A 26,188-nucleotide genomic window follows, 5' to 3' on the forward strand; every position below is an offset into this window, starting at 1 on the left:
GAAAGATAATTTAGTAATGCAAGAAAAGTTAACCGCTCCACCCGATTTCCTGACCATGATTGAGGCTAATAAGCGTATCATATTTAAAATATGCAATGCTTATTGTCAAAATATAAACGACCGAGAAGATCTTGCGCAAGAAATAATTTATCAGTTATGGCGCTCATGGGCTGGCTTCAATTCTAACTACAAACTTTCTACCTGGATGTATCGAATAGCTTTAAATGTAGCTATTACCTTTTATCGCGGGGGAAAAAAAAACAAGGAAACTATTTTAATTGGCGATCATTTGATCGAGATTGCCGATGAACATTTAGATGATGGCTTGGAGCATAACTTAAATGCACTACAAAAATTTATCAATGAGCTCAAAGAATTGGATAGGGCACTCATGATTCTCTATCTGGAAGAAAAATCCCACAAGGAAATAGCCGAGATTATTGGAATTAGTACAACCAATGTGGCTACCAAAATTGGTAGGATTAAAGAACAATTAAAAGTCAAATTCTCAACCCTGTAAACTTCTTAAAAATGGATAATTTAGAAATCATCAGCCTTTGGAAACAATATGATGAAAAATTGGAGAAAACAATTTCACTTAATCATAAATTAATTGCCGAATTGCAACAACAGAAAGCAAAAAGTGCGCTTAAACCGGCACGGAATTACAAGTTAATTGCGATCGCAGTAGGGGTAACTTATGCGGTAACGGTCGCTTACTTTTGGTATCATCTCAATAGTCTCGCATCTCTTTTCGTTAATCTTTCGATTGGCATTCATTTGGCTGTAATTGTGATCGCAATAGGAATGTATATCAGGCAGTTGGTGCTGATCAGTGAAATAGATCGCAGTGAGAATGTTTTACAAATGCAGCACAAAATGGCGAAACTACGGCACTCAACATTAAAGGTTATCGGAATATGCTTTTTACAGTTTCCAGTTTTTGCGACTTGGAACATAAGTTTCGAGTTAATCACTGAACAACCATGGGCCTTCTGGTTTATTCAAGTGCCAATATTGGGTTTGTTTACTTATATAGGTGTTTGGTTTTTCAAAAATATTGACATCAAAAACATGGATAAAAGATGGTTCAGGATGATGTTTTATGGAGCAGAGTGGTCGTCTATCCTTCGTGCTGGCAATTTCCTGAAAGAAATCGAAGACTTTGAGAAGAGTTAACTTCCCATCTTTTTCGCCGCCTTAAACAGGCTATTCACCGCCTTTTCTAAACTAGCGGACTAAAATCCCTATGGAGGGCTGTAACAAAAGCTAATTTTGTAAGACTAAATTAAAAAAATTGACTTCGCAAGTCGGCGTTTTACGGCCGACTTGCGAAGTCGCCGCTAACGTTAACTAACAAAACAATAATCTAAATGAAATCAATTTTACTTTTATGCGTGTCTTTACTATTTATAGTTAATGTAAAGGCTCAATTTCCAGGTATGGGTGGTCCGGCTAAACCAACAATTGCAGGTCGTATTACAGTTACTGTGCTGGATTCGGCTACTCAAAAACCTATCGACTATGCAAGTGTTTCACTAACAAAAGTTAAGGATAATAAACCAGTAAATGGTGGTGTAACTGACGAAAAGGGCAAGGTAGTTCTTCAAAATATTACACCCGACGAATATAGGCTATCCATTGGATTTTTAGGTTATAAAACCAAAAGCATGGTAGTTAAAACAACACCAGAAAAACCAGATCAAAATTTAGGAACTATTTATTTAATTGGTACAGCAAATACTTTAAATGAAGTAACCGTTGAAGGTAAAAAGGCGATGATCGAAAATAAAATTGATCGAATGGTTTACAATGCAGAGGCTGATGCAACAAATGCAGGAGGTGACGCAACCGATGTAATGCGTAAGGTACCAATGCTTTCGGTTGATATTAATGGGAACGTGCAATTGCGAGGAAGTGCAGTTCGTGTACTTATTAATGGGAAGCCATCGGGTACCATGGCCAATAGTGTTGCTGATGCACTGAAAATGATACCAGCGGATCAAATTAAAAGTGTTGAAGTAATTACCAGTCCTTCGGCTAAATATGATGCAGAGGGTTCGGGTGGTATCATCAACATTATCACTAAAAAAAGCAATGCGCAAGGTGTGAGTGGCAGCGTAAATGCAACTGCAGGAACACGTCAGAATACAGGTGCATTTAATCTTACCGCAAAAACTGGTCGTTTAAGTGTTAATACTGCTCTAGGCACTATGATTGCCTATCCTCAAACTTCAAGTGTAGGTTTTTTAAACACTACTGTAAGCAATGGTATAACAAGTACGGTTGACCAGAATGGGTCGTCAGACTGGGCTAGAGAAATGTTTAATGGTAGTTTAGGGTTAGATTACGATTTTAACCTTTACAATAATGTTAGTACAACTGCTAAATACAACCGTTTTTATAACGGAGGTCCAGGCACATCAATTATGTCTATCAATAATGTCTCGGCTAAAAACATCGGTTCAACAGATATGAGCAATGGTAATTTAGACTGGAATTTAGATTATAAGCATACGAGTAAGAAAGCTGGAGAGGAGTTTTCAATTTCAGGGCAATTAACTGAAGGAAGAAATACAAACGATTTTACTAATACTTTACAGATGCCAAATTTGAATGATTTAATCACTTCAAGCAGTAATATTGGAAGAAATAAAGAGTATACCGCTCAAACCGATTATGTTTATCCTTTTAGCAAAGCAGTAATTTTTGAAGTTGGTGGTAAAGGAATTTTTAGAAATATCTTAAGTCAGTATGGTAATAACTCAGCTCAAGATTTCGATTATAATCAAAACGTTGGTGCAGCTTATAGCACAATCAGTTTTAATTTGAGCAAAAAAGTTCAATTTAAAGGAGGCTTAAGGGCTGAATATACGGGTATAGAAATTAATAACGGGTTTAAAAACGATTACTTTAATCTTTTCCCAAGCGTAATCATTTCGCAAACTTTAAAGGGGAGTACCACGCTTAAAGTGAGCTATAACCGTAGGGTTCAGCGTCCGAGTCTGAGTTATTTGAATCCGTTCCGTAATGAAAGCAATCAGTTTAGCGTATTCCAGGGAAACCCTTTGCTAAATCCAGAATTAAGTGATAACTATGAAATAGGTTACTCGACATTTATCAAGGGATCGATTATCAATGCTTCGGTTTTTTATCGCCGTACGGGTAATGTAATTGAAAGAGGCAATCAGGTAGATGCAATAGATCCACAAAAGGTACTAACTACTTTCCTCAATGTTGGTATATCAGAAAGTTATGGTTTTAATGTGTTTGGGTCGTATAACCCATTGCCAAAATGGACTTTAATGAGTAACGTTGGGATGAATACTTACCATGTTGTAAATAAACTTGAAAATTTGAATACAGGAACTTATTTGAATTATAATATTTTCTTGCGTTCTGCAAATAGTTTCAAAAAGGGCTGGAATATGGAGTTATTTGGTGTAGTTAACTCACCGCAACGTACTTTCCAAGGTAAAACTGATGCGATGTTCTTTTATGGTGGAGCAGTTAAGAAAGAAATCCTCAAGAAAAAAGGAACTATCGGCGTGAATGTATTGAATCCATTTAACCGTGATTTAAATATCAAAGTGGTAACCCAATCAAAAAATAGCTACCAAGTGCAGGATATTCATTACCCATTGCGTTCATTTGGCTTAAACTTTAGCTATAATTTTGGTAAGCTTAAGTTTACTGAAAAGAAAAAAATTAAAAATGACGATGTTAAACAAGATCAACAAGGTGGTGGACAAATGGGTGGTATGGGAGGAAACCAGTAGTTTGTTAAAATATGTTAATAAATATTTAGTTTGTTGATTCGTTTTATGATAATTTAAATTATATATTTGATATATCATCCACCAAACAAAGCAATGAAAATTGTGATGTTAGGCAAATTAAACTAGAACTAAAACAACCAAATATAAATTCTAACCTCTGGAGCTTTTGTTTCAGAGGTTTTTTTTTGACCAGCATTGTATCTCTGTATCTTCTTCATTAGCTACTTCTTCTTCACCTTTTTCAAAATCATCAGACTTAAGGCGTTGCTTGGATAGCCACTAATGTTGTTTTGGAGCATAATTACACCCTGATCATATAAAATTGGCACTACCGAAGAATGTTCCATGACCATGTTATCCATTTTATGATAAAGCTCGAAACGCTTTTGATCGTTGCTTTCATAATAGCTCTGCTCAAATAAGCGGTCAAATTCGTCATTAAAATAACCTGTATAGTTAGGGCCGTAGGGCACACGGTTTTTTGAGTAAAAAACAGAAAGGTAGTTTTCACCATCGGGATAGTCTGCAATCCACGATCCTCTAAAAAAATTGACTTCATTTTTCGACATCATATCGCGCAAACTGGCGCTTGGGCTCACATCAACTTTTACATTCATTCCAATAGCACTCAGTTCTCCCTGTATGAATTCAATTAAGTCTTTATAGGTGGTAGAAGTACTCAGTGTTACTGCCGGCATCCCTTTCCCATTAGGATAACCCGCCTCAGTCAATAAATTGGCCGACAATACGGGATTATAATTGTAACCTTTTACTTTAATACTATCAAAGCCAGGCATTCCTTTCGGGATAAATCCATTAGTTGCCGGAGTGCCAACACTATTCCTTAAATACTTGATTAATTTTTGGCGGTCGATCGCATAGTTGATGGCTTGTCTAACTTTTTTAAATCGAAGAGGGGAGTTCTTCACAAGATTTTTTGACGGGTCTACCAATATCCCCACATATTCAGTGCATAAATAAGGGCTTTTTATCAACTGAAATTTGTCTTTATATTTGGTAGTCATCTTTCCGCTTTTTGTGAGGATATCATCCCTATAACTCCCATCAACACTGTTAAAGAAGTCGAGGTCTTTTTTAATGAAATTCATGAAAGCACTTTGTTTATCGCTAATAAAAGTAACTTTAACGGCGTCAAGGTAAGGGAGCTGAGCAGCACCTTCTTTTTCCCAATAGTGTTCGTTTTTAAGAAGTACCAAAATCTCATCCTCCTTCCAATACTTAAATTTGAATGGTCCAGTGCCTACTGGATGGTTCCGAAAATCTTTGCCGTAATGTTCGACAACTTCTTTAGGTACAACGGAACAGTATTGAGCCGCCAGTAACTTCATAAAAGCAGGGAATGGTTTCAATAAAGTAATTTGAAAAGTACTGTCATTTAGCGCCTTAAAGCTGTGTCGGTCTTTTACTTTGTCACTAAATATCCATCCTCCCGAGGAGGCTACTTTGGGGTCTATTAAACGATTAAAGCTATAGACAAAGTCTGAGGCAACCATTTTTCTTCCTTTCCCGTTTTTGAATAGGGGGTCGTCCTGAAAATAAACATCGGTACGTAGGTTAAAGGTATAAGTGAGGTTATTAGGCGAAACTTGCCATGTGGTGGCCAAGCATGGAATAGTATTTAAGGCAGAGTCTACCTGTACCAAGCCATTAAAAATCTGGTTGATCATCCAGATGGCATTTTGGTTGCGGGCAAAAGCCGGATCAAGGGAAGTTACATTTTGATCGAGATTAATATTAAATACTTTTTTATCTTCTTGATTAGATTTTTTACTGCAGGCACTTAGTATAATGACACAGGAAATCCAAAATATATTGATTATCGTTCTACGCATCGATTAGAAATCTTATTTTTGTACAAATTAACAAATAAAATTTACGCTTTACACCTTAAGCTTAACCTAAAAATAATTGGATGTCTTTTTTAAATGAGTTGATAAATAGCGTAGTCGAAGAAGATTTACGTGAGCAATTACATGAACGCTTAGCTATTGTTGTCCATAAAATTAAGTTTATGGATAAGGTTCCTGTAGCTTGTTTAACTATTGAAAATGAAGTTCATTCTCCCCTTGATCATTTAATTGAGCTTGCAGGTGGTGAGTTAGTTGCTGATCCGATGTTAGCTAAGGTGATCATTTATTTTGAGTATCAAACGGGCATTGCTACGCTTATGAGTAAAGTGCCTTCAGTATTATCTCCCGATTGGCCAGCTGTTAGCTATAACCACGTCTATTTAATGGATGATAGTAAAGTATTGGCCAAAGAACCGAAAGATTTAGTCGCCAGCCTTGAAGATATTGCTGAAATGTTACACCCTGGTTTTTTTGTTTTTGGAAATGAGGGCGATAGATGGGTTAATTTCGTAACTTAAAGAGGTTGAAATCAATAAGCGATAAATTTTGTTATCTGTTCAGCTGTGAATTTTAGGGTATCTTCTCTGAACAAGGTATTGTGCTCGTTCAATTCACTTTTAATATTGGGAATATGCAACCTCAAGGGCATTACATTTAGATGCAAATAGCCGCAAACTCCATTGAAATGTTCAATTCCCCTAATGTTTCCATATTTACCTGAAGATACGCCTACCAAGCAAGCTTTCTTATCGTAAAAACTCTCTGGAAACGCGCAGGCGTCAATAAATACTTTTAATACGCCTGGAAAACTTCCATTATACTCTGGAATAATAAAGATGAATTTAGTGGTTTGGGAAATCAATTGCTGTAGTTTTTGAAATTCAGGACTTCGTTGCCCATATAAATCTGAACCAATCAAATTTGGAGGTAGATCTTGAAGGTCTAATAGGTTAGTTTTCAATCCCTTTGCTTCCAATTCCTGCTGATAATATTTTGCGATTTTTAAGGTATTGCTATTGGGTCTGTTAGTTCCTGATATAATAGTAACCATGCTAAAATTGTTAATAAGATGTTTAAAACACTTATCGCTTTAATACTAATATTATGATTTAGTTCGTATCTTAGCTAATTGTTAAAAAGTGCCTAATTATATGCAATGATAGCATTTTTTCAAGACATAATTGTAAAAACATTCCTAATCAATTAAGGTAATTAGATGAGTAAAATTATTGCTTTAGCAAACCAAAAGGGAGGAGTTGGTAAAACTACTTCCTCTATAAATTTAGCAGCCAGTTTAGCAGTTTTAGAATATAAAACTTTACTGGTAGACGCTGACCCACAAGCAAATTCAACTTCCGGTATTGGTTTCGACCCGCGAAATATTAAGAACAGCATTTATGAGTGTATCATCAATGATGTTGACCCCTTAGATGCAATTGTGAAAACAGATACACCTAATTTGGATCTATTGCCAGCACATATTGATTTAGTGGGCGCCGAAATTGAAATGATCAATCTAGGCAGCCGGGAGTATAAGATGAAAGCTGTTTTGGAGAAAGTTAAAGATCAATATGATTTTATCATTATTGACTGTTCTCCGTCTTTAGGTTTGATTACAATCAACTCTTTAACCGCTGCGGACTCGGTAATTATTCCAGTTCAATGTGAATATTTTGCATTAGAAGGGCTAGGGAAATTGTTGAACACAATTAAAATTGTTCAAAACCGTTTAAATCCTGAATTACAAATTGAGGGTATTTTATTAACGATGTATGATGTACGGTTACGCCTATCAAATCAAGTAGTTGAAGAAGTGAAAACGCATTTTCAGGATCTTGTATTCGATACGATTATTCAACGTAATACGCGTTTAAGTGAAGCGCCTAGTTATGGTGTGTCGGTAATTATGCATGATGCAAACTGTAAAGGGGCAATTAATTATTTAAATTTAGCCAGAGAGATTGTTCGTAAAAATGGTTTGGTAACCGAAGAACAAGATGTTAATACGGCGACGCTATAAATTATTCAGATGACATCTTTTCAGCGAAAAACAGGTTTAGGAAAAGGGTTAAGTGCGCTTTTAGATGACACTGACTCAGTTCATCCTCCAAAAGGAGGCATTGATTCCTCAAATGACACTAACCAAATTGGTAGTATTAGCCAAGTTAGTATTGATGATATAGAAACCAATCCATATCAACCAAGAACTGAATTTGATCAGGTTGCCTTAAATGAGCTTTCTGACTCGATTAAGGTTCAAGGGTTAATCCAACCGATTACGGTAAGAAAACAAGGAGCAAAATATCAGTTAATTTCTGGTGAACGTAGATTAAGAGCTTCAAAATTAGCGGGTTTAACACAAATTCCAGCTTACATTCGGACTGCCGATGATCAACAGATGTTAGAGATGGCATTGATTGAAAACATTCAGCGGGAGAATTTGAATGCAATCGAAGTAGCTTTAAGTTTTCAGATGATGATAGATGAGTGTAAACTCAAGCCAGAGCAGTTGGGAGATCGTGTTGGGAAGAATAGAACTACGGTGAGTAATTATTTAAGACTACTTAAATTGCCACCTGCTATTCAAGCATCTATCAGAGACGGGAGGATTTCTATGGGTCATGCGCGCGCGTTGATTAGTGTAGAAGAACAGGAAAAGCAATTGTTCATTCATCAAGAAATTTTAGACAAAGGGCTTTCTGTTCGTAAGGTTGAAGAACTGGTTAGAAGTATTCACCATGTGCAGGTAAAGCCAAAAGCTAGCCCCGGTGGGGTGTCTTTTGAATATCAAAAGCTTCAAAGAGATTTGGCTTCGAAATTTGCGACTAAAGTAAAATTGAAAGTCAAAGAAAATGGAAAGGGAGCTATTGAAATTCCTTTCGTATCAAACGATGATTTAAATCGTATTTTAGAACTTTTAGATTGGTAATGCGCTTACTATATATCTTTTTATGTATTTTTTTAACTTTCACAACCGCGAAAGCCCAAGATCCTGTCAAAGAGAAATCAATAGAAGTTGATAAGGCAAAAACAGATACGATTGCTCCTTCGGGTTACATTAATAAAGGGCGAATAGCTGGGAAAATAGCTATAAGAAGATCACTTATTATTCCGGGATGGGGGCAGGCCTATAATTACAAGCTTGTTGTGGATGATGTAAAGAGTGGGCAAATTGCTGGTAAAGGAATTGGTAAGAAAATGGCAATTGTGGGCAAAATTGCTGGTATCTATGTGGCAGGAACCATGTTAACACTTTCTTTTATAGAGAATAACAGAAATTATAATCTATTTTTAAAAGAGTTGCAATATCGTCAGGCAAATGGTAATCAACCAGATCCTGACGGATCTTTAAAAGATTATAAAGATACAGATGCTTTATACAAGGGAAAGGCAATTTATAAGAATAACAAAGAAGTCGTGTTAATTTCGTTGGGTGTAGTCTATGGTATCAATGTAATTGATGCTTATGTTACCGCTCGATTAAAGTATTTAAATGTTGAGGAAAAGTTGGGTTTTAATATTAATCCTACAATCATAAATTCAAACACCATGTATGGCTACAATTCCATTACGCCTGCATTAAAACTTACGCTCAAACTATGAATATAGCATTATTAGGATATGGTAAAATGGGCCAGATTATTGAACGTTTTGCGATAGAAAGAGGGCATGAGATTGTGCTCAGGATAGGGGTCGAAAACTTGGCAGATTTTACGATAGAAAATTTAAGAAGGGCAGATGTAGCTATTGATTTTAGTGCACCGGACGCTGCTGTATCTAATATCTACAAATGTTTTGAAGCAGAACTTCCTATCGTAGTGGGCACCACAGGCTGGTATGGAAATCTGCAACAAATTAAAAATGATTGCTTAAAGAGTAACAATACATTGCTTTATGGCTCTAACTTTAGTGTTGGTGTTAATTTATTCTTCCATTTAAACAAGGTATTAGCTAGGTTGATGAATAATTATCCAGCTTATGAAGTGCAAGTAGAGGAAATACATCATACGCAAAAGCTTGATGCGCCAAGTGGAACAGCGATGACGATTGCAGAAGATATTATTGATTCGATTGAACGCAAGCAGGAATGGGTAAATGAAGTTGTTGGAACACCTGTTCCAGAAGCCTTTAAAGCTGAACAGTTATTAATAGAATCACATCGAATTGAGAATGTGCCGGGAACACATACTGTGCTTTATAGTTCTGAAGTAGATGAGATAGAGATCAAGCATACTGCACATAATAGAGCGGGATTCGCACTTGGTGCTATTATAGCTGCTGAATGGTTAAACAATAAGCAGGGTTTTTACAATGTTGCGGACGTGTTTAATTTTGAATAATGTATATTGTAAATTAAGATATAAATAATGAACTATAAATTCTGGCAGAAAAAAAAGGATACTGCGCCCAAGAAGAAAAAAAGTAAAGGAAGAGAATGGACAGATGCCATTATCTTTGCTGTCGTAGCCGCCACAATCATAAGGGTATTTTTTATCGAAGCTTATACCATTCCGTCTGGCTCGATGGAAAGATCTTTATTAATTGGCGATTTTTTGTTTGTGAGTAAGGTAAATTATGGCGCTCGTATTCCGATGACACCGGTTGCATTTCCTTTTGCACATCATACGATGCCTTTAACGGGTACAAAAGCATATTGGGACGGTGTTCAATGGAAATATAGACGATTACCAGGATTGCAAGATATTAAGCGTAATGACGTAGTTGTATTTAACTTCCCAGAGGGAGACACGGTGGCACTAGAAGCGCAGGATGGGAATTATTATCAAATGGTTATGCAGAGCAACAGGCAGGCTGTACATGCAAGTTATACAATTGTTAGTCGCCCGGTTGACAAACGTGAGAATTTTATAAAGCGCTGTATTGCCATTGCGGGAGATACCATTAGTATGGTGGATGGGCTTGCTATTGTAAATGGCAAAAAAACACCATTAGTTGGAACTGGAGGCTTTTCTTATTTAGTAGAATTTAAATCAGATGATATTAATGTAGGTTTATTTCAAGAGCAGGGTTTCAAGGTTTCACAGGTCAGTCAAACCGGATGGCAATTTGAAGGAACTCCAGATATGATCGCAACACTGAAAAAATCGGAGTATGTAAAATCGGTGCAGGAAATGTTAACTCAGAAGGATTCATATGATCAGGCTATTTTTCCACATGACCCAAATAGGAGATGGAATTTAGATAATTATGGGCCAATCATTGTCCCGAAAAAAGGGTGGACAGTTAAATTGGATTCCAACACCATGCCGATGTACGAACGAAGTATTCGTATCTATGAAGGTAATAAATTAGAGAAAGTAGGTGCAGATTGGGTAATCAATGGGAAAAAGGCCACAGAATATACTTTTAAAATGGATTACTACTGGATGATGGGCGATAACCGTCATCAATCGGCCGACTCCCGTTATTGGGGATTTGTTCCGGAAGATCACATTGTAGGTAAAGCACTATTTATATGGATGAGTTTCGACAATGAAGGCTCATGGTTTAGTAAAATTAGATGGAGTCGAATTTTTAAAGGGATACATTAATAAAGAGAAACTTCATCTTTGTTTGCAAAAGCGATATAATTTTAATTTATATCGCTTTTTTCATGTTGTGCCGACATCGGGGGACTTAATAAAAAATTTAAAAAGATTTATTTTCTTTTGTATTTTTTTATTAAGTTTGTTTAAGAACTAAGCCAAATGTCTGTAAAAATTGAAAAGGGTCAACGTCTAAGGGCGGATATAATTAAGCATCTTTACTATAGGAAGACGCTTTCTTTAGCCGCTTTGAGTAAGCTTACTCAAAGAAGTTTGCCCTTAGTAACTACGACAGTAAATTCCTTAATTGCCGACAAGTATATTAAAGAAAAAGGTCTTGCTCCTTCAACAGGAGGTCGCCGGCCATTGATGTTTTTATTGAATCCGGCAAAGCAAAAATACATTGTGGCTGTTGCGATGGATCAACTCATTACGCGCTTGGTTATTTACAATTTGGCCAACGAAGTTGTACTGCCAATTCAGTTGCTTGACTTAAATATCAACGAAGATGAAAAATCAGTTAGCAAACTCATCACTTTTATAAACAATAGTATTCAAAAATCTGGCTTTGACAAAAAATCTTTAATTGGTATTGGAATTGGAATGCCAGGGCTTGTTAATGCCGAAAAAGGCATCAACAATTCTCATCTGCCAACACCAACAGGCCAGCATTTAGGCGATTACCTAATGGATACTTTGGGTTTGCCTATTTTTATTGATAACGATTCGAGTTTAATCACCTTGGCCGAGCTTCATTTTGGAAAGGCAGAAGGAATGCAGGACGTATTGGTGGTTAATGTTGGCTGGGGAACAGGCTTGGGAATGATTATAAATGGGAAACTATATAGAGGTAGTACTGGCTATGCTGGTGAATTTAGCCATATTCCCCTTTCAAAAAGTGACAACTTATGTTCATGTGGTAAAAGAGGTTGTTTAGAAGTAGATACCTCTCTACTGGTGATGGTAGAAAAAGCAAAGGCAGCTTTAGCAGTTGGAGATGAATCCAGTATGAAGAAGCTTTTTAAAGACAGCTCAAAGCACTATGGAGACCATTTTTTAGATGCGGTTGTAAAGCAAGACCCTTTGGCCATCTCTATTTTGTCTGATGCATGTTTTCAGTTGGGAAAGGGTTTAGCAACTTTGATTCATATTTTGAATCCAAAACGGATCGTACTTAGTGGGAGAGGGGCAAGAGCGGGTAAAATGCTACTCCCAGCAATACAGCAGGCCATTAACGAATTTTGTATCCCTCGCATTGCCGATCAAACAAGCATTGTGTTGTCGACTTTGGCCGATAATGCAGAGTTGCTGGCAGCCGCCAGCTTGGTGATAGAGAATAGTCAATTTGAATAAAACTAATACAACTAAACTACAAATAACTAAACTAAAACGAGATGAAAAAAAATTACTTAAAGTGTTTAAGTGCGTTGCTGCTCGCATTGCTGAGCATTACCGCATTTGCACAAAAAACCATTACCGGAACGGTGAAGGAAAATTCAACGCCTGTTCCTGGCGTTAACGTTGCTGTTAAAGGCACAGCAAAGACAACCCAGACGGGTGCCGATGGAAAATTTTCAATAGCCGCTAGTCCCACAGATATACTTGTATTTACCATGTTGGGCTACACCAAGCAAGAGATTGTAGTGGGGAGCCAGCAAACGATCAATGTAACGATTGCTTCAACGGAAAGTCAGCTAAGTGAAGTAGTTGTCACGGCATTAGGCATTAAACGAGAGAAAAAGTCTTTAGGCTATGGAGTGCAAGAAGTTAAGGGAGAGACTTTGGTTTCAGCTAAGGAACCTAATTTGGCGAATACGCTTTCAGGTAAGATTGCTGGTCTGCAGGTGGTTAGATCTAGCGATGGGCCTGCAGGGTCGTCAAAAATACTACTTCGCGGAAGTAATTCATTAACAGGCAGTAATCAGCCCTTAATCGTGGTAGACGGGGTGCCGATTGATAACTTCACCGGTGCTCCGGATAACGGATATTGGAACAGATCGCTAGACATGGGGAATGGGATAGCAGATATTAATCCCGACGATATTGAGACGCTTTCTGTATTAAAGGGACCATCTGCTGCTGCGCTGTATGGCTCAAGAGCGGGTAATGGAGTAATTTTAATTACCACTAAAACTGGGCGTGCGCAAGAAGGATTAGGGATTACCGTGGCTAGTTCCTATGGAATGTCCAATATTTTTACCAATCCAGAAGTTCAAAATTCATTTGGTCAGGGTAATTCTAATACCTATAATGCTACTTCTACAGCGAGCTGGGGTCCAAAAGTTGAAGGTCAGATGGTGACTAACTGGGACGGTAGGCAAGTTGGTCTTGCTACTTACAATAATGTTGATAATTATATGCAGCAAGGTATCAATATCAACAATAGTATTTCATTTCAACAATTGTTCAAAGGAACCTCAGTCTACACTTCTTATAACCGTTTGCAAGACGAAGGTATTGTGCCGGGAACTAAACTCTTGCGTAATAATCTTACTGCAAGAGCGCTGAGTAAATTTGGTGCAGACGATCGCTGGGTAACGGACACGAAGATTCAATATAGTAATACTAAGGCTAATAACAGACCTGTTGGTGGTAGAGATAATAGTAGTGCTTACACACTTTATATGTTACCTCGTTCAATGGATATTACCCAGTTTAATGCTGCAAAAAATGGTGTTGGTAATATGTTATGGTTTGATGGCGCTGGAAGTCAGGTGAACCCTTACTGGAGTAATCAATATAACCTAAACGAAGATTCGAGAGATCGATTTATCATGAATGGATCGGTTAAATATAATTTTACTGATTGGTTAAATGCAGAAGTTAAAGGAGGAGCCGATTTATATACCACTAATACACAATCAAATGTATATAGCGGGAGTCCGATTGCCGCGACAGGACGCTATGGTATGGGAAAACAAACTTTTTCAGAAACCAATTTTAGTGCCTTATTATCAGCTAGAAAAGATAATATTGTTGGCAAGTTCGGTGGCATGCTTTCCCTGGGAGGTAATTTGATGCAGACTAATTTTACTTCATTGAGTTCAAGCGTTGGATTGTTAGTGGTGCCAAACTTATTCTCCCTCAATAATGGCGTAAGTCCGGCAGGTGTTAGCGAAGGAATTTCGAGACGTAGAATTAACTCTGTATATGGTAATGCCCAAATTAATTACGATGGCTATCTTTATCTAGATGCTACTTTTAGAAATGATTGGTCATCAACCTTAAGTAAAGAGAACCGCTCTTTCTTCTATCCTTCAGTTAGTTTGTCGTATGTGTTGACAGACATGTTAACTTCAATGGGTACTGAATTGCCTAATTGGCTTAGTTTCGGTAAACTGCGAGCATCGTATGCACAAGTGGGTAATGATCTTGCTCCGTATCAGCTGTATAACACATTTAACATTGGTAAAGATCCAAACGGAAATACAACTGCGGGAAGAAATACTGTACTCTTGGATCCAAATGTTCGTAGTGAGCTTATCAAATCCCTTGAACTGGGTGCTGAAATGAGATTTTTGAAGAACCGTATCGGCTTGGATTTCTCTTATTATAAAACGAATGCTACCCGTCAGCTGATTGACTTGCCCATGGATGCTTTGAGCGGATACACGGCTAAGAAAGTAAATGCTGGTGACATTCAAAATACTGGTATGGAATTGGTAATTGATGGTAAAGTGATGGGAAAACCAAATGGGTTTAACTGGAATACGTCTTTTAATTACTCTCGTAATAAAAATACAGTAGAGGCGTTATCTGAAGGTGTTAGTAAATACGGTCTTGGAGGCTTCGATGATGTATCTGTTTTGGCAGTCGTTGGGGAGAAATATGGTGAAATTTATGGCACGAAATATTCAAGGGTTAAAGATAACAGCAGCCCTTTTTTCGATCAGATTTTATTGAATGCAGATGGCGTACCTACCCGCGACCCTGAAATCGTTAAATTAGGAAATCAACAAGCTAAGGCATTAATTGGTTTTACCAATAGTTTTGAATATAAAGGCGTAGGTCTATCCTTCTTAATTGATGCAAGAATAGGTGGTGAGATATTTTCTGCCACACATGTTGCTATGCAAGCAAGTGGAACAGCGGCAGTTACAGCGCCAAATGGCTCAAGAGATAGTTTTGTTGTGCCAGGTGCGGTAAGCAACGGTAGTGGTGGCTACGTTGCCAATACTAAACAGGTAACACCGCAACAGTATTGGTTAGGTGTTGCTACAGCTAATAATTTGGGAATTACGGAAGCAAATATTTATGATGCGAGTAATGTGCGTTTAAGAAATGTTCAGTTGAGCTATACTTTCTCTCGTAAACTTTTGGCTAATACGCCAATAAAAAATGCCAAGTTTGGAGTTTCATGTAACAATGTTTGGTTAATTAAAAGCCATATGAATGGTATCGACCCTGAGTCGGTTTATGCAACCAATAGTAATGCCACGGGCTTCGAGAATGCAGGTCTTCCAACAATGCGGACCTTCTTAATTAACCTGGCACTAGGATTTTAATATTTAAAAGTAAACGAAATGAAAAATAGATATAAAGGAATATGGATGCTTGTCGCTGGTTTAGTAGCGGCATCGTCATGTAAAAAATTCGACGAAATTAATACCAATCCACTTGCAGCAAATGCAGATCAAGTTCAGGTAGATTATTTTATCAATAACAGTATTGTTGGAGCGCAAATGGATCCACATATTGCTGAACGGGTATTTGTACTTTATTGGAAAACAGCTGGTCGCCAGCAAATGGGTGGAGGTATTTCAAGTGGGGGTTACGATGATGGATGGTCATCGGATTATTATAACAGTTATATGTCTAGTTGGCTAAATGCTGCTAATTCTGCTATCCAAGTTGGAAACGAGCAAATCGCTAAGGGTACAAGCAAGCTATATACAAAAAACTTAATACAAGTTGCAAGGATATGGAGAGCCTATCTGATGAGTGAATTATCTGATAATTTTGGGCCTATTCCTATCAACAGCTTTCAAGGGTCAAATCCACAATTTGCCAGTGTGAAAGATGTTTACTACCATTTACTTGACGAGTTGAAGGATGCTAGTTCGAAATTAGATCTGGCGGTTGTCAATCCAGACGATGTTAAAAAACAAGATCCAGCTTTCCAGTACGACTATAGTAAATGGAAGAGATATGCAAATTCAATGCGTTTGAGATTAGCCATGCGTTTATCAGAGGTTGATGCGGCTAAAGCTAAATCGTCATTTGAGGAAGCTGCAAGTGGAGAGTTATTAACAGCCGCAGATCAAACTTTTAAAGTCGGAGAACGTGCTGGTTGGGACGCATTAACCGGCGTAATGAGCAGAGAGTGGAATGCTCAAATGATGAGTGCAGCTTATCGTAATTTAACCTACAACCTAGGTGGGATACAGACTACTACACAAGTAAGTGCAGAGGTACAACCATCGATAAAACCAGATAATTATGTTGGCATACGCCTTCAAAATCATTTCACGATGAAAACTAACGATCCTTTTGCAGGCTATTGGTTAGATGGGTTACCCAACAAAATAGATCCAAGAGCTTTTAAGACTTTTATCATACCTGGTGATGTAGCTAATCCAAATTTCAATAGTTACCCATCATGGGATAACACGGCGAAAACTACGACTAATACCCTAACTGATGGTACAAATGTACTTAAAACAATCGATGCTAAATATACTTGGAATGCCTACACAAGTGGCGATTGGGGAGTTCCTGGCTCAAAAAACAACGTAAGGGCTTTTAATGGTGCTATGCCACGTACATCAAATGAGTTTAGAACCAGTGCGAGCTCGAGAATATTTTTTGCTAATTGGGAAACTTATTTCTTGTTAGCCGAAGGCGCAGTGAGAGGTTGGGCAACACCTTTATCAGCAAAGGCAGCCTATGAGGCGGGGGTTAAAGCGAATTTAGATTACTGGGGAGTGGGCGCTCAAAGTACAGCTTATTTAGCTTCTACCTCCTATAATAACGCAGGTACTTCGGTAAGTTGGGATCATATAACTGAACCACCAGCTACTCATACTATGAGTTATAAAGATGGTTATACAAACGTTGATGGAACTGTTCAGATTAAATATCCTGATAATACAATTTATAAAGCTGGAGCAGTTAAGAACGACCTATTAACCAAAATTATCACGCAGAAATTTATTGCCCAAACACCTTGGCTACCATTAGAAACATGGAGTGATCATCGTCGCCTTGGGCTTCCATTCTTTGAGAATCCAGCTGTAGAGAATCCGTTGGTTAATTTACCAAATTTAACTGCCGCAAATTTTATGACTAACAGTGTGAAAAATTTCCCGCAAAGATTGCGATACCCTTCCGGTTTGAAAAACAGTAACGCTACTGGATACAGTCAGGCCGTAGGTTTTCTAGGGGGAGAAGATGCTGTGCTAACCCCATTGTGGTGGGCTAAGCATTAGTTTTAAGTTGAGTTTTAAGGCCGCTAAATTTTCATTTTAGCGGCCTTTTTTTTAAGCTAATTTAGCGACACCTATTTTCTCTGCGAGCAAATTCAGATCATTCACTACCACATCAATAACTGGAATCCCATTTATCTTTCTCTCTACTTCAAATTCATGTTCAGGCTCACCAGGGATTATAACCTTTTTACCAACTTCAACAGCTTTTGCAGTCTTAAATCTGCTGATCCAATTGTCTAAGTGTGCTTTAAAGTCTACAGCAGGTCTGAACCCATCTACCCGCATAGCACCTAAAAAGTGACCAATTCCCTCTCCCACTGGGTCGCTTGGGGGTTCGAGGAAGGATACAAAAGGAGGTGCCCATGGACCATAGTTAGCCCCAGACAACACAGCAGATAAAATGTCAACTGTAGCGCCCAGCCCATAACCTTTGTGACTACCGTGATCCTTATCACTGCCCAATGGCAATAATGATCCACCTTTTTTTAATTCATTAGGGTTAATGGAGTTTTGTCCATCTTTATCTTGTATCCAACCATTGGGAACGTCCTTATTTGCACGTTGAGCAATTTCTAATTTTCCATTGGCTGCGGCCGCAGTTGCCATATCCACTATCAAAGGAGGATACTTTCCCGCAGGAAAAGCATAACACATTGGATTGGTGCCTAATAACCTTTCATTTGAATAAGTGGGTGCTACGAGCGGACTAGCATTGGTCATACTGATACCTATCATGTCCTTTTCCACCGCCATTAAAGCGTGGTAACCTGCGATACCAAAATGGTTAGAATTTTTAACGGCTACCCAACCACTTCCGTATTTTTCCGCTTTTTCTATCGCTACTTTCATAGCAAATGGCGCTACCACCAAACCTAAGCCTCCATCTCCATCTACGGTAGCAGTAGTAGGTGTTTCATGTACAATCCGGATATCAGGAGTGGCATTTATTCTGCACTTTTCCCATAGTCTGACGTAGCCACTTAATCGCGCTACACCATGAGAATCGATACCACGTAAATCAGATTTGATAAGCACATCCGTAGCTAGTTCTGCATGATCATCGCTACAGCCCATTTTTTTGAATACTGAGTAAGTAAAAGACCTAAGTTGATGTTCTGGAAAAGTTATAAAGTTCATTTTTTAGTGTTTATCGTCATTGCGAGGTACGAAGCAATCTTGAAGCGATAGATTTTTGTAGAAGATTGCTTCGTACCTCGCAATGACGGATTATGATGAAGGAAGTAGCAAAGTAAAATCCCCCCCAAGAGGTTCGAAGTTTTCTATGAGCGATGAAATAAAATCATCTCCATAATTTACGTACATAGGTGCAATATTTAATACTCTCTCTTGCAGCACGCCATTGGGAAATAATCTATTCTTTACGTTTTCTATTTGTTTTAGAGAAACATGGTGTTTTCTTTTTTCAGCTCTGAAGAGTTTTTTCTCGAAGTTATTGAGCAGGTTCCTTATTTTAGTTTTTGTCGAGTCCGCAGAGTTTTCCAACGTTTTATCAACCTTACACGCGTTTTGTTTAATTTGCTCAAAAATAGTTTGAACAGCATTTATTTCAGTTTTTAGGCTTACCTGAGCGTTGCTATTTTTTTCAATCCAAACTCTTTGCAACTCTTCTGTTGAGAGGAAGAAGTCTTCAAGTTTGAACCCTAATTTAAATAGGTTGTTCGCACTTCTTGTATCGATTAATAAAGCCGAATTTCTAAGAAGCAAAACAGGGAAGTCTGTGTTATAAAAGTCGAAATTCGCTTTTAACTGCATCCAGTATGATACCTCCGCCCCGCCACCAATGTAAGCTATATTAGGTAATATGAATTCTTGATAAAGTGGGCGCATAATCACATTCGGACTAAACCGTTCTGGGTAATTCTGTATTTCCCTTAATAATTCTTCCTTACTGAAGCTTAAGTCACTATGGTTAATGACATATTTATTATCTTTTAAGATAATTCGTTCCCGTAGATTATCTTTCAGATAGAAAAAATTTATATCTCTTCCGTTTACCTGAGTTCTATACTCTTTCTCTGCTAAAAGGTTGCTTGTTTTTTCAATAATAGAGGCGCTATGCTGCCCAATAATATCTTTCGCTATAATGCTGCTAAATTGCTTCTTAAGAACAGGTTCATCAGCATTAATAATAACTAACCCATATTGTTCAAAGAGGCTATTCACTATGGAACGCGTAGCATCGGCTAAATTGTCGTTGTTGAGATATGCATTTTCTACTAACCGTGCTAATTTTTTACCGTTCTTAGAGACACCTAGATAACCTTTGTATGCCATTACCGCTGCCGCGACCGTTTTGGTGCTTAACCTACCAGTTGCCCCATTAGTTTGTTGAATCCAACTAATATTCTTCTCATCTACGCTTACATGATTGATTTCCTCAAAATCATGATCTTCCGTAGCCATCCAATAGACTGGTACAAAATTTTTATCTGGATAAGTGATCTTCAGCTCAATCGCCAAATTAATGGTAGTTACAATTTTATAGATGAAATAGAGTGGGCCTGTAAACAGGTTAAGCTGGTGGCCTGTTGTTACTGTATAGGTATCTTCATCCGCCAGTAAACTAATATTATGGCTGACAGACCTATTTGTTTTGATATGCTGATATTGAGCCGTTAGTACCTCAACCAGCTCTTTTCTGTTGCCCTGAAAATTTCTCGATTCAAATGCCTGTTTTAGGCCTGCTAAATCTGGCCGAAAGCTATAAAAAGATTTTAAAAAAGGTTTATCATTCACATAATCAAGCACAAGCTTAGAAAAGGAGTGAGTTTCTTGATAGGAAATATATTTAGCTTTCATTTAATTCAAAGCATTGACAACTTGTGGGCAAGTTGCAAAATAATTACCACTTTGACAATCTTTAAAGATTGTCAAAGTGGTCAGTTACCATTATTTTACAATTTGTCCATAAAGGTCAAAGTCTTCAGCACGGTCTATTTTAACATTTACAAAACTACCGGTAGCGGCATACCCTGAACGGGCATCAATCAATACCTCATTGTCCACTTCAGGCGAGTCGAATTCTGTTCGGCCAATGAAGAAATCTCCTTCTTTACGATCGACTAACACTTTATAGGTATGACCAACTTTCTCCTGATTAATATCGAATGAAATTCCCTGTTGTAATTCCATGATTGCCTCTACTCTTTGTTGCTTGATTTCTTCAGGAACATCGTCTACCAACTGATGGGCATGTGTTTTTTCTTCATGAGAATAAGTAAAGCATCCTAAACGATCGAAGCGTGTTTCTTCAACCCAGTTATACATTTCTTCAAAATCCTGCTCCGTTTCTCCCGGGTAACCACAGATTAACGTTGTACGCATTGCGATATTTGGAACTTTAGCGCGAATTTCGTTTACAATATCGATTGTTTTTTGCTTAGTAATTCCCCGACGCATTGATTTTAACATTTTGTCTGTAATATGCTGTAACGGCATATCGAGGTATTTACAAATATTTTCACGTTCGTTCATGGCATCTAAAATTTCCATTGGAAAACCAGATGGATAGGCATACTGTAACCTGATCCATTCTATCCCCTTTACATCCGATAAACGACGCAATAATTCATCTAAGTTACGCTTGCCATAGATATCAAGTCCATAATAGGTTAAATCTTGGGCAATTAAAATAAGTTCCTTTGTGCCATTAGCAGCTAATATTTTTGCTTCATTTACCAGCTCATTCATGTCTCTCGAAACATGTTTACCCCGCATTAGCGGAATGGCGCAGAAAGAGCATGGACGATTACAGCCTTCAGCAATTTTAAAGTAGGCGAAATGCGAAGGTGTAGTTAATAGACGCTCGCCAATTAGTTCGTGCTTATAATTAGCGCCTAAACTGTGTAGTATATTTTGTAGATCGTTCGTGCCGAAGTAAGCATCAACATTTGTAATTTCTGATTCTAGTTCAGGTTTATAGCGTTCCGACAAGCATCCTGTAACAATAACTTTTCCAATTTTACCTTCATCTTTTAACTGACTGTATTGTAGAATGGTATCAATCGATTCTTGCTTTGCATTATCAATAAAACCACAAGTATTAATGACCACAACATCATTTTCACCCATCGAGTTTGACTCATGTTCCACGGCTAAATTATTGCCTCGTAATTGGCCCATCAGTACTTCAGAATCGTAGGTGTTTTTAGAACATCCTAAAGTGATTACGTTGATCTTAGGTTTTTGAATAGTGGTTTCTTTTTTTATGGTTTTTGTGTTCATTGTACTTCTCCTTATGCGCTTTTCCTAGTTAAACAAACTATTTACAAAATCCTTTTTATCGAATAGTTGTAAGTCGTCCATTTTTTCTCCCACACCAATATATTTCACTGGAATTTTAAATTGATCGGAAATTCCAATTACTACCCCGCCTTTGGCTGTACCATCTAATTTAGTAATTGCCAATGCATTAACATCTGTAGCATCGGTAAATTGCTTGCATTGCTCGAAAGCGTTTTGACCAGTTGAGCCATCTAATACTAGCAGTATTTCATGTGGAGCATTAGGGATTAACTTTTGCATCACATTTTTTATTTTGCCCAGCTCATTCATTAAACCAATTTTATTGTGCAAGCGACCCGCCGTATCAATAATAACCACGTCCTCTTTATTGGCAACAGCCGATTGTAAAGTGTCAAATGCAACTGAAGCAGGATCAGAACCCATCGCTTGTGCTACAACCCTAACCCCCACGCGTTCACCCCAAAGTTTAATTTGTTCTACCGCGGCAGCTCTAAAAGTATCTGCAGCACCTAAAACAACTTTTAAGCCTTCTGCTTTTAATTTGTATGCAAGTTTACCAATAGTGGTTGTTTTCCCCACTCCATTTACACCCACAACCATAATTACGTATGGTTTATAGTCCCCATATTCGAAGTTGCGGAAATCGTTGCTGTTATTTTCGGCTAATAAGAGCTGAATTTCATCACGCAATAAGTGATTCAACTCAGAGGTGGATAAATATTTATCCTTAGCCACTCGCGCCTGAATGCGATCGATGATTTTTAGCGTTGTTGTTACGCCTACATCAGAAGTTACTAAAACTTCTTCAAGGTTGTCAAGTACATCATCGTCGACTGTAGATTTACCTGCTACAGCCTTGGTGATTTTACTTAAAAAACCTTCTTTAGTTTTTTCCAAACCTTTATCTAAAGCTTCTTGAGCCTCAGGAGCAGTTTCTTTTTTCTTGAAAAAATCGAATAAACCCATAGATATGTATTCAAATAAAAAAAGCCCTTCCGGTTTTTAATGCGGAACGGCTCTAATATCAGTCGTGTATAGAACTATTTGCTGTGTGTACCAGCAATAGCATCTTTAACGTGATCGTTATGAACGATAAGTTCTTTGAATGAATAAGCACCAGTTTTAGGTGATTTATTCATAGTAATAACTTTCGAATACTCTTTACCTGTACCCGTTTTAAGGGTTGCAACTACTTTCTTTGCCATGTTATTTAAATTTTAAAATGAGTGAGTGATTGGCTCAACCTTATTTAATTTCTTTATGTACAGTTACTTTTCTCAATACCGGATTGAATTTCTTCAATTCTAAACGCTCAGTAGTGTTTTTACGGTTTTTTGTAGAAATATATCTAGACATACCCGGCATGCCACTAGTTTTATGCTCAGTACATTCTAAAATAACTTGTACTCTGTTACCTTTTTTTGCCATTTTATTTATTTTTTATGCCGATTTAACCGACAAATGCTTTTTACAAATATCCTTTTTTCATGAAACGATTAATCGCCTCTGAAATACCAATTTTATTGATAGTTTTAATCGCTGATGTAGATACTTTTAAGGTTATCCAACGATCTTCCTCAGGAATATAAAATTTCTGAAGTTGTAGGTTAGGGTAAAATTTGCGCTTAGTTTTAACGTTTGAGTGAGAAACATTAAATCCTGACATCGCCATTTTTCCGGTTAAATCACAAACTCTTGACATGACTTTATTATTATGTTGATTATTTCGCTACTTAATTTTTTTAAGAGTGTGCAAATATCAGAATTATTTTTGTAAACATCAAGCTGATTGTTAATTATTTTCTAAATTTATTTCGATGTTCCATTCGCCTGCCTCTGTAAGTTCTAAATCTATAAATTCTTTATCGCTATGCAGTTTCAATCTTAAAGGAAACTCTACTCCAGAGAAAAGAAACAGATTTTTAATCTTACTGTGCTTGCTCATCACTACATCTGCATATTTTCCTTTTAAGATGTCAATTTTATCAAAGACAGGAAGTGAACCATCCTCTTTATATCGCTTACTAGATATTACTGTTGCATTAACCGCATTAGAGGTTGGAATAGGGCTTGCTAGGCCGAATCGTAAATAAATGATATTATCTTTTGACTTTTTGTTTTTACGGAAATCGACGCTTTCAACATTTTTAGATTTGTTAAACAAAAAATAATTTTTACCCTTTTTTAAGGTATCTGAAGGCAGGCTGTTGGCATTTACATTATTATTGGATGAGGCTGTAGTACTTGTGAACGCAAGGAGCACGAAGAGGAATAATAAATTTTTCATCGTATTAGGTTTTAAATGTGTGTAACAAATATGGTGATTTATTTCGGGATATGTATTTCTAAACTTTGCGATTAACACTATATTTGGCTAATCAATCAAACCAAATTTATAAAATGCAGATCAATTCTTTCAAGCAGTATCAGGAAACATATAAGAAAAGTGTAGAACAACCAGAAGAATTTTGGAGTGGAATAGCGGAGAATTTTCTTTGGAAGCAAAAATGGAATAACGTATTATCATGGAATTTCAACGAGCCCGATATCAAATGGTTCGAGGGCGCAAAACTAAACATTACTGATAATTGCTTAGATAGACATTTAATCGAAAATGGCGATAAGGCGGCCATAATTTGGGAGCCAAATGATCCTGAGAAAGACAGTATCACGCTTACCTATCGGGTGCTTCACGACCGTGTTTGTCGTTTTGCTAATGTCTTAAAGAAAAATGGCGCTAAGAAGGGAGATCGCATTTGTATTTATATGCCGATGGTTCCGGAGCTTGCAATTGCGGTATTGGCTTGCGCTAGGATTGGAGCAATACACTCTGTGGTATTTGGTGGTTTTTCCGCCAAATCGATCGCCGATCGGATTAATGATGCTGCCTGCAAACTGGTAATCACCGCGGACGGCGCTTTTAGAGGGACCAAGCAAATTCAACTAAAAGAGGTAATTGACGACGCTTTGATCGGTTGTCCGACAATCGAGAAAGTTATTGTACTAACCCATACGCGTACACCCGTTTCTATGCTAAAGGGCAGAGATTGTTGGTGGGAGGATGAGATTAAGCTAGTTGATGCTAATTGTCAGGCAGAAGAGATGGATGCAGAAGATGTACTATTTGTTCTATATACATCAGGGTCAACGGGGAAGCCTAAAGGTGTGGTGCATACTTGCGGGGGCTATATGGTATATGCAGGATATACTTTTTCTAATGTATTTAATTATCAGCCTAATGAGGTCTTTTTCTGTACTGCAGATATCGGGTGGATCACAGGGCATTCTTACATTGTGTACGGACCACTTTCGCAAGGTGCTACAACATTGATGTTCGAAGGAATACCTACCTATCCGGATGCATCTCGTTTATGGGAAATTGTAGAAAAACATAAGGTTAATATTTTATATACAGCTCCGACAGCGATCCGTTCTTTAATGGGCTTTGGCTTAGAGCCACTAAACGGTGTTGATTTAAGTAGTTTGCGTGTTTTAGGCTCTGTTGGGGAGCCTATTAACGAGGAAGCCTGGCATTGGTTAGATGAAGAAGTGGGCAAAAAGAATTGTCCGATTGTAGATACTTGGTGGCAAACAGAAACTGGAGGCATTATGATCTCTCCAATTGCTTTTGTTACGCCTACTAAACCTAGTTTTGCTACTTTGCCATTGCCAGGTATACAGCCAATTTTGGTTGATGAAAACGGTAATGAAATTTCAGGAAATGGGGTAAATGGAAATTTATGCATCAAATTTCCATGGCCTGGTATGTTGCGTACTACCTATGGAGATCATGAACGTTGCAAACTCACTTATTTTTCTACTTACGAGAACTTGTATTTTACGGGTGATGGCTGCTTAAGAGATGAAGATGGGTACTATCGAATTACAGGTAGGGTAGATGATGTAATCAACGTATCGGGACACAGAATTGGTACTGCGGAAGTCGAAAATGCGCTTAATATGCATGCAGGGGTGGTTGAAAGTGCGGTAGTAGGTTACCCTCATGAGGTAAAGGGACAGGGGATTTACGCTTTCATTATTTACCCGAGCTTGAGTAAAGATGAAGATTTAACCCGGAAGGATATTCTGCAAACGGTAACAAGGGTAATCGGAGCAATTGCCAAACCTGACAAGATTGTCTTCGTTTCAGGCCTGCCAAAAACCAGGTCCGGCAAAATCATGCGCCGTATCTTGCGTAAAGTTGCCGAAGGAGATACCACTAATTTGGGTGATATTAGTACCTTACTAGATCCAGCCGTTGTACAAGAGATCATAGAGAAGTCGGGTAAAATTTAAAA

23 protein-coding genes are annotated in these 26,188 nt (G+C 37.7%); 13 read left to right on the forward strand and 10 right to left on the reverse strand.

Going from position 1 to position 26,188, the window contains the following annotated elements; all coding sequences use genetic code 11:
- Positions 1-16: 16 nt before the first annotated feature.
- From BM207_RS15960 to BM207_RS15970, 3 genes are all read left to right on the forward strand, one after another.
- Positions 17-520, forward strand: coding sequence for an RNA polymerase sigma factor (locus BM207_RS15960; RefSeq protein WP_090996604.1), 504 nt, complete (start codon positions 17-19; stop codon positions 518-520).
- Between the two features lie 11 nt (positions 521-531).
- Positions 532-1,179 carry a hypothetical protein gene (locus tag BM207_RS15965; protein WP_090996607.1) on the forward strand — a complete coding sequence of 216 codons (648 nt, stop codon included), beginning with the start codon at positions 532-534 and terminating at the stop codon, positions 1,177-1,179.
- A 194-nt stretch (positions 1,180-1,373) separates the two neighbouring features.
- Entirely contained in the window at positions 1,374-3,779 is a 2,406-nt protein-coding gene (locus BM207_RS15970; RefSeq protein ID WP_090996609.1) for a TonB-dependent receptor, read from the forward strand.
- Positions 3,780-4,000: 221 nt separating this feature from the next.
- Here BM207_RS15970 and BM207_RS15975 read toward each other — a convergent pair whose 3' ends face one another.
- Complete coding sequence (locus BM207_RS15975; protein ID WP_090996612.1) at positions 4,001-5,632, reverse strand: ABC transporter substrate-binding protein; 1,632 nt, start codon at positions 5,630-5,632, stop codon at positions 4,001-4,003.
- Between the two features lie 80 nt (positions 5,633-5,712).
- Between BM207_RS15975 and BM207_RS15980 the strand changes: the two genes are divergently transcribed.
- Entirely contained in the window at positions 5,713-6,168 is a 456-nt protein-coding gene (locus tag BM207_RS15980) for a substrate-binding domain-containing protein (RefSeq protein ID WP_090996615.1), read from the forward strand.
- An 11-nt stretch (positions 6,169-6,179) separates the two neighbouring features.
- On the opposite strand, the gene BM207_RS15985 is transcribed toward BM207_RS15980, so the two are convergent.
- Positions 6,180-6,701, reverse strand: coding sequence for an NADPH-dependent FMN reductase (locus BM207_RS15985; RefSeq protein WP_090996619.1), 522 nt, complete (start codon positions 6,699-6,701; stop codon positions 6,180-6,182).
- A 165-nt stretch (positions 6,702-6,866) separates the two neighbouring features.
- Here BM207_RS15985 and BM207_RS15990 point away from each other — a divergent pair, with 165 nt between their 5' ends.
- The 8 genes from BM207_RS15990 to BM207_RS16025 all read left to right on the forward strand — a co-directional run bounded on the left by BM207_RS15990 (position 6,867) and on the right by BM207_RS16025 (position 17,624).
- Positions 6,867-7,670, forward strand: a complete 804-nt coding sequence (locus BM207_RS15990; protein WP_090996621.1) for a ParA family protein — start codon at positions 6,867-6,869, stop codon at positions 7,668-7,670.
- Between the two features lie 9 nt (positions 7,671-7,679).
- A complete protein-coding gene (locus BM207_RS15995; RefSeq protein ID WP_090996624.1) occupies positions 7,680-8,579 on the forward strand; it encodes a ParB/RepB/Spo0J family partition protein in 900 nt (299 codons plus the stop codon).
- A complete protein-coding gene (locus tag BM207_RS16000; RefSeq protein ID WP_090996627.1) occupies positions 8,579-9,253 on the forward strand; it encodes a DUF5683 domain-containing protein in 675 nt (224 codons plus the stop codon). Before BM207_RS15995 ends, BM207_RS16000 begins: the two co-directional genes overlap by 1 nt.
- The gene (dapB, locus tag BM207_RS16005; RefSeq protein WP_090996630.1) at positions 9,250-9,990 is read left to right on the forward strand and encodes a 4-hydroxy-tetrahydrodipicolinate reductase; all 741 of its coding nucleotides are present in this window, start codon (positions 9,250-9,252) and stop codon (positions 9,988-9,990) included. The genes BM207_RS16000 and dapB overlap by 4 nt, the downstream gene beginning before the upstream one ends.
- Positions 9,991-10,017: 27 nt before the next feature.
- The gene (gene lepB / locus BM207_RS16010; RefSeq protein WP_090996633.1) at positions 10,018-11,202 is read left to right on the forward strand and encodes a signal peptidase I; all 1,185 of its coding nucleotides are present in this window, start codon (positions 10,018-10,020) and stop codon (positions 11,200-11,202) included.
- A 156-nt stretch (positions 11,203-11,358) separates the two neighbouring features.
- Complete coding sequence (locus tag BM207_RS16015) at positions 11,359-12,549, forward strand: ROK family protein (RefSeq protein ID WP_090996636.1); 1,191 nt, start codon at positions 11,359-11,361, stop codon at positions 12,547-12,549.
- Between the two features lie 41 nt (positions 12,550-12,590).
- The gene (locus BM207_RS16020) at positions 12,591-15,701 is read left to right on the forward strand and encodes a SusC/RagA family TonB-linked outer membrane protein (protein WP_090996639.1); all 3,111 of its coding nucleotides are present in this window, start codon (positions 12,591-12,593) and stop codon (positions 15,699-15,701) included.
- Between the two features lie 18 nt (positions 15,702-15,719).
- The gene (locus BM207_RS16025) at positions 15,720-17,624 is read left to right on the forward strand and encodes a SusD/RagB family nutrient-binding outer membrane lipoprotein (RefSeq protein WP_090996642.1); all 1,905 of its coding nucleotides are present in this window, start codon (positions 15,720-15,722) and stop codon (positions 17,622-17,624) included.
- Positions 17,625-17,675: 51 nt separating this feature from the next.
- Here BM207_RS16025 and BM207_RS16030 read toward each other — a convergent pair whose 3' ends face one another.
- The 8 genes from BM207_RS16030 to BM207_RS16065 form a co-directional block, all read right to left on the reverse strand.
- Complete coding sequence (locus BM207_RS16030) at positions 17,676-18,761, reverse strand: Ldh family oxidoreductase (RefSeq protein ID WP_090996645.1); 1,086 nt, start codon at positions 18,759-18,761, stop codon at positions 17,676-17,678.
- A gap of 90 nt (positions 18,762-18,851) precedes the next feature.
- Positions 18,852-20,444, reverse strand: a complete 1,593-nt coding sequence (bshC, locus tag BM207_RS16035; protein WP_090996648.1) for a bacillithiol biosynthesis cysteine-adding enzyme BshC — start codon at positions 20,442-20,444, stop codon at positions 18,852-18,854.
- A gap of 90 nt (positions 20,445-20,534) precedes the next feature.
- Entirely contained in the window at positions 20,535-21,869 is a 1,335-nt protein-coding gene (rimO, locus tag BM207_RS16040) for a 30S ribosomal protein S12 methylthiotransferase RimO (RefSeq protein ID WP_090996651.1), read from the reverse strand.
- Between the two features lie 24 nt (positions 21,870-21,893).
- Entirely contained in the window at positions 21,894-22,856 is a 963-nt protein-coding gene (ftsY, locus tag BM207_RS16045; RefSeq protein WP_090996655.1) for a signal recognition particle-docking protein FtsY, read from the reverse strand.
- 74 nt (positions 22,857-22,930) lie between these two features.
- Positions 22,931-23,095, reverse strand: coding sequence for a DUF4295 domain-containing protein (locus tag BM207_RS16050; RefSeq protein WP_090996658.1), 165 nt, complete (start codon positions 23,093-23,095; stop codon positions 22,931-22,933).
- Between the two features lie 40 nt (positions 23,096-23,135).
- Positions 23,136-23,318: a 50S ribosomal protein L33 gene (gene rpmG, locus BM207_RS16055; RefSeq protein WP_015809322.1), complete on the reverse strand. Its 183-nt coding sequence runs from the start codon at positions 23,316-23,318 to the stop codon at positions 23,136-23,138.
- Positions 23,319-23,358: 40 nt separating this feature from the next.
- The gene (rpmB, locus tag BM207_RS16060) at positions 23,359-23,592 is read right to left on the reverse strand and encodes a 50S ribosomal protein L28 (protein ID WP_055132404.1); all 234 of its coding nucleotides are present in this window, start codon (positions 23,590-23,592) and stop codon (positions 23,359-23,361) included.
- Positions 23,593-23,682: 90 nt separating this feature from the next.
- A complete protein-coding gene (locus BM207_RS16065) occupies positions 23,683-24,177 on the reverse strand; it encodes a hypothetical protein (protein WP_090996660.1) in 495 nt (164 codons plus the stop codon).
- Positions 24,178-24,281: 104 nt separating this feature from the next.
- Between BM207_RS16065 and acs the strand changes: the two genes are divergently transcribed.
- Positions 24,282-26,186 carry an acetate--CoA ligase gene (gene acs, locus BM207_RS16070; protein ID WP_262497211.1) on the forward strand — a complete coding sequence of 635 codons (1,905 nt, stop codon included), beginning with the start codon at positions 24,282-24,284 and terminating at the stop codon, positions 26,184-26,186.
- Positions 26,187-26,188: the final 2 nt, after the last annotated feature.

This window comes from Pedobacter insulae, from assembly GCF_900113525.1.
Taxonomy (GTDB): domain Bacteria; phylum Bacteroidota; class Bacteroidia; order Sphingobacteriales; family Sphingobacteriaceae; genus Pedobacter; species Pedobacter insulae.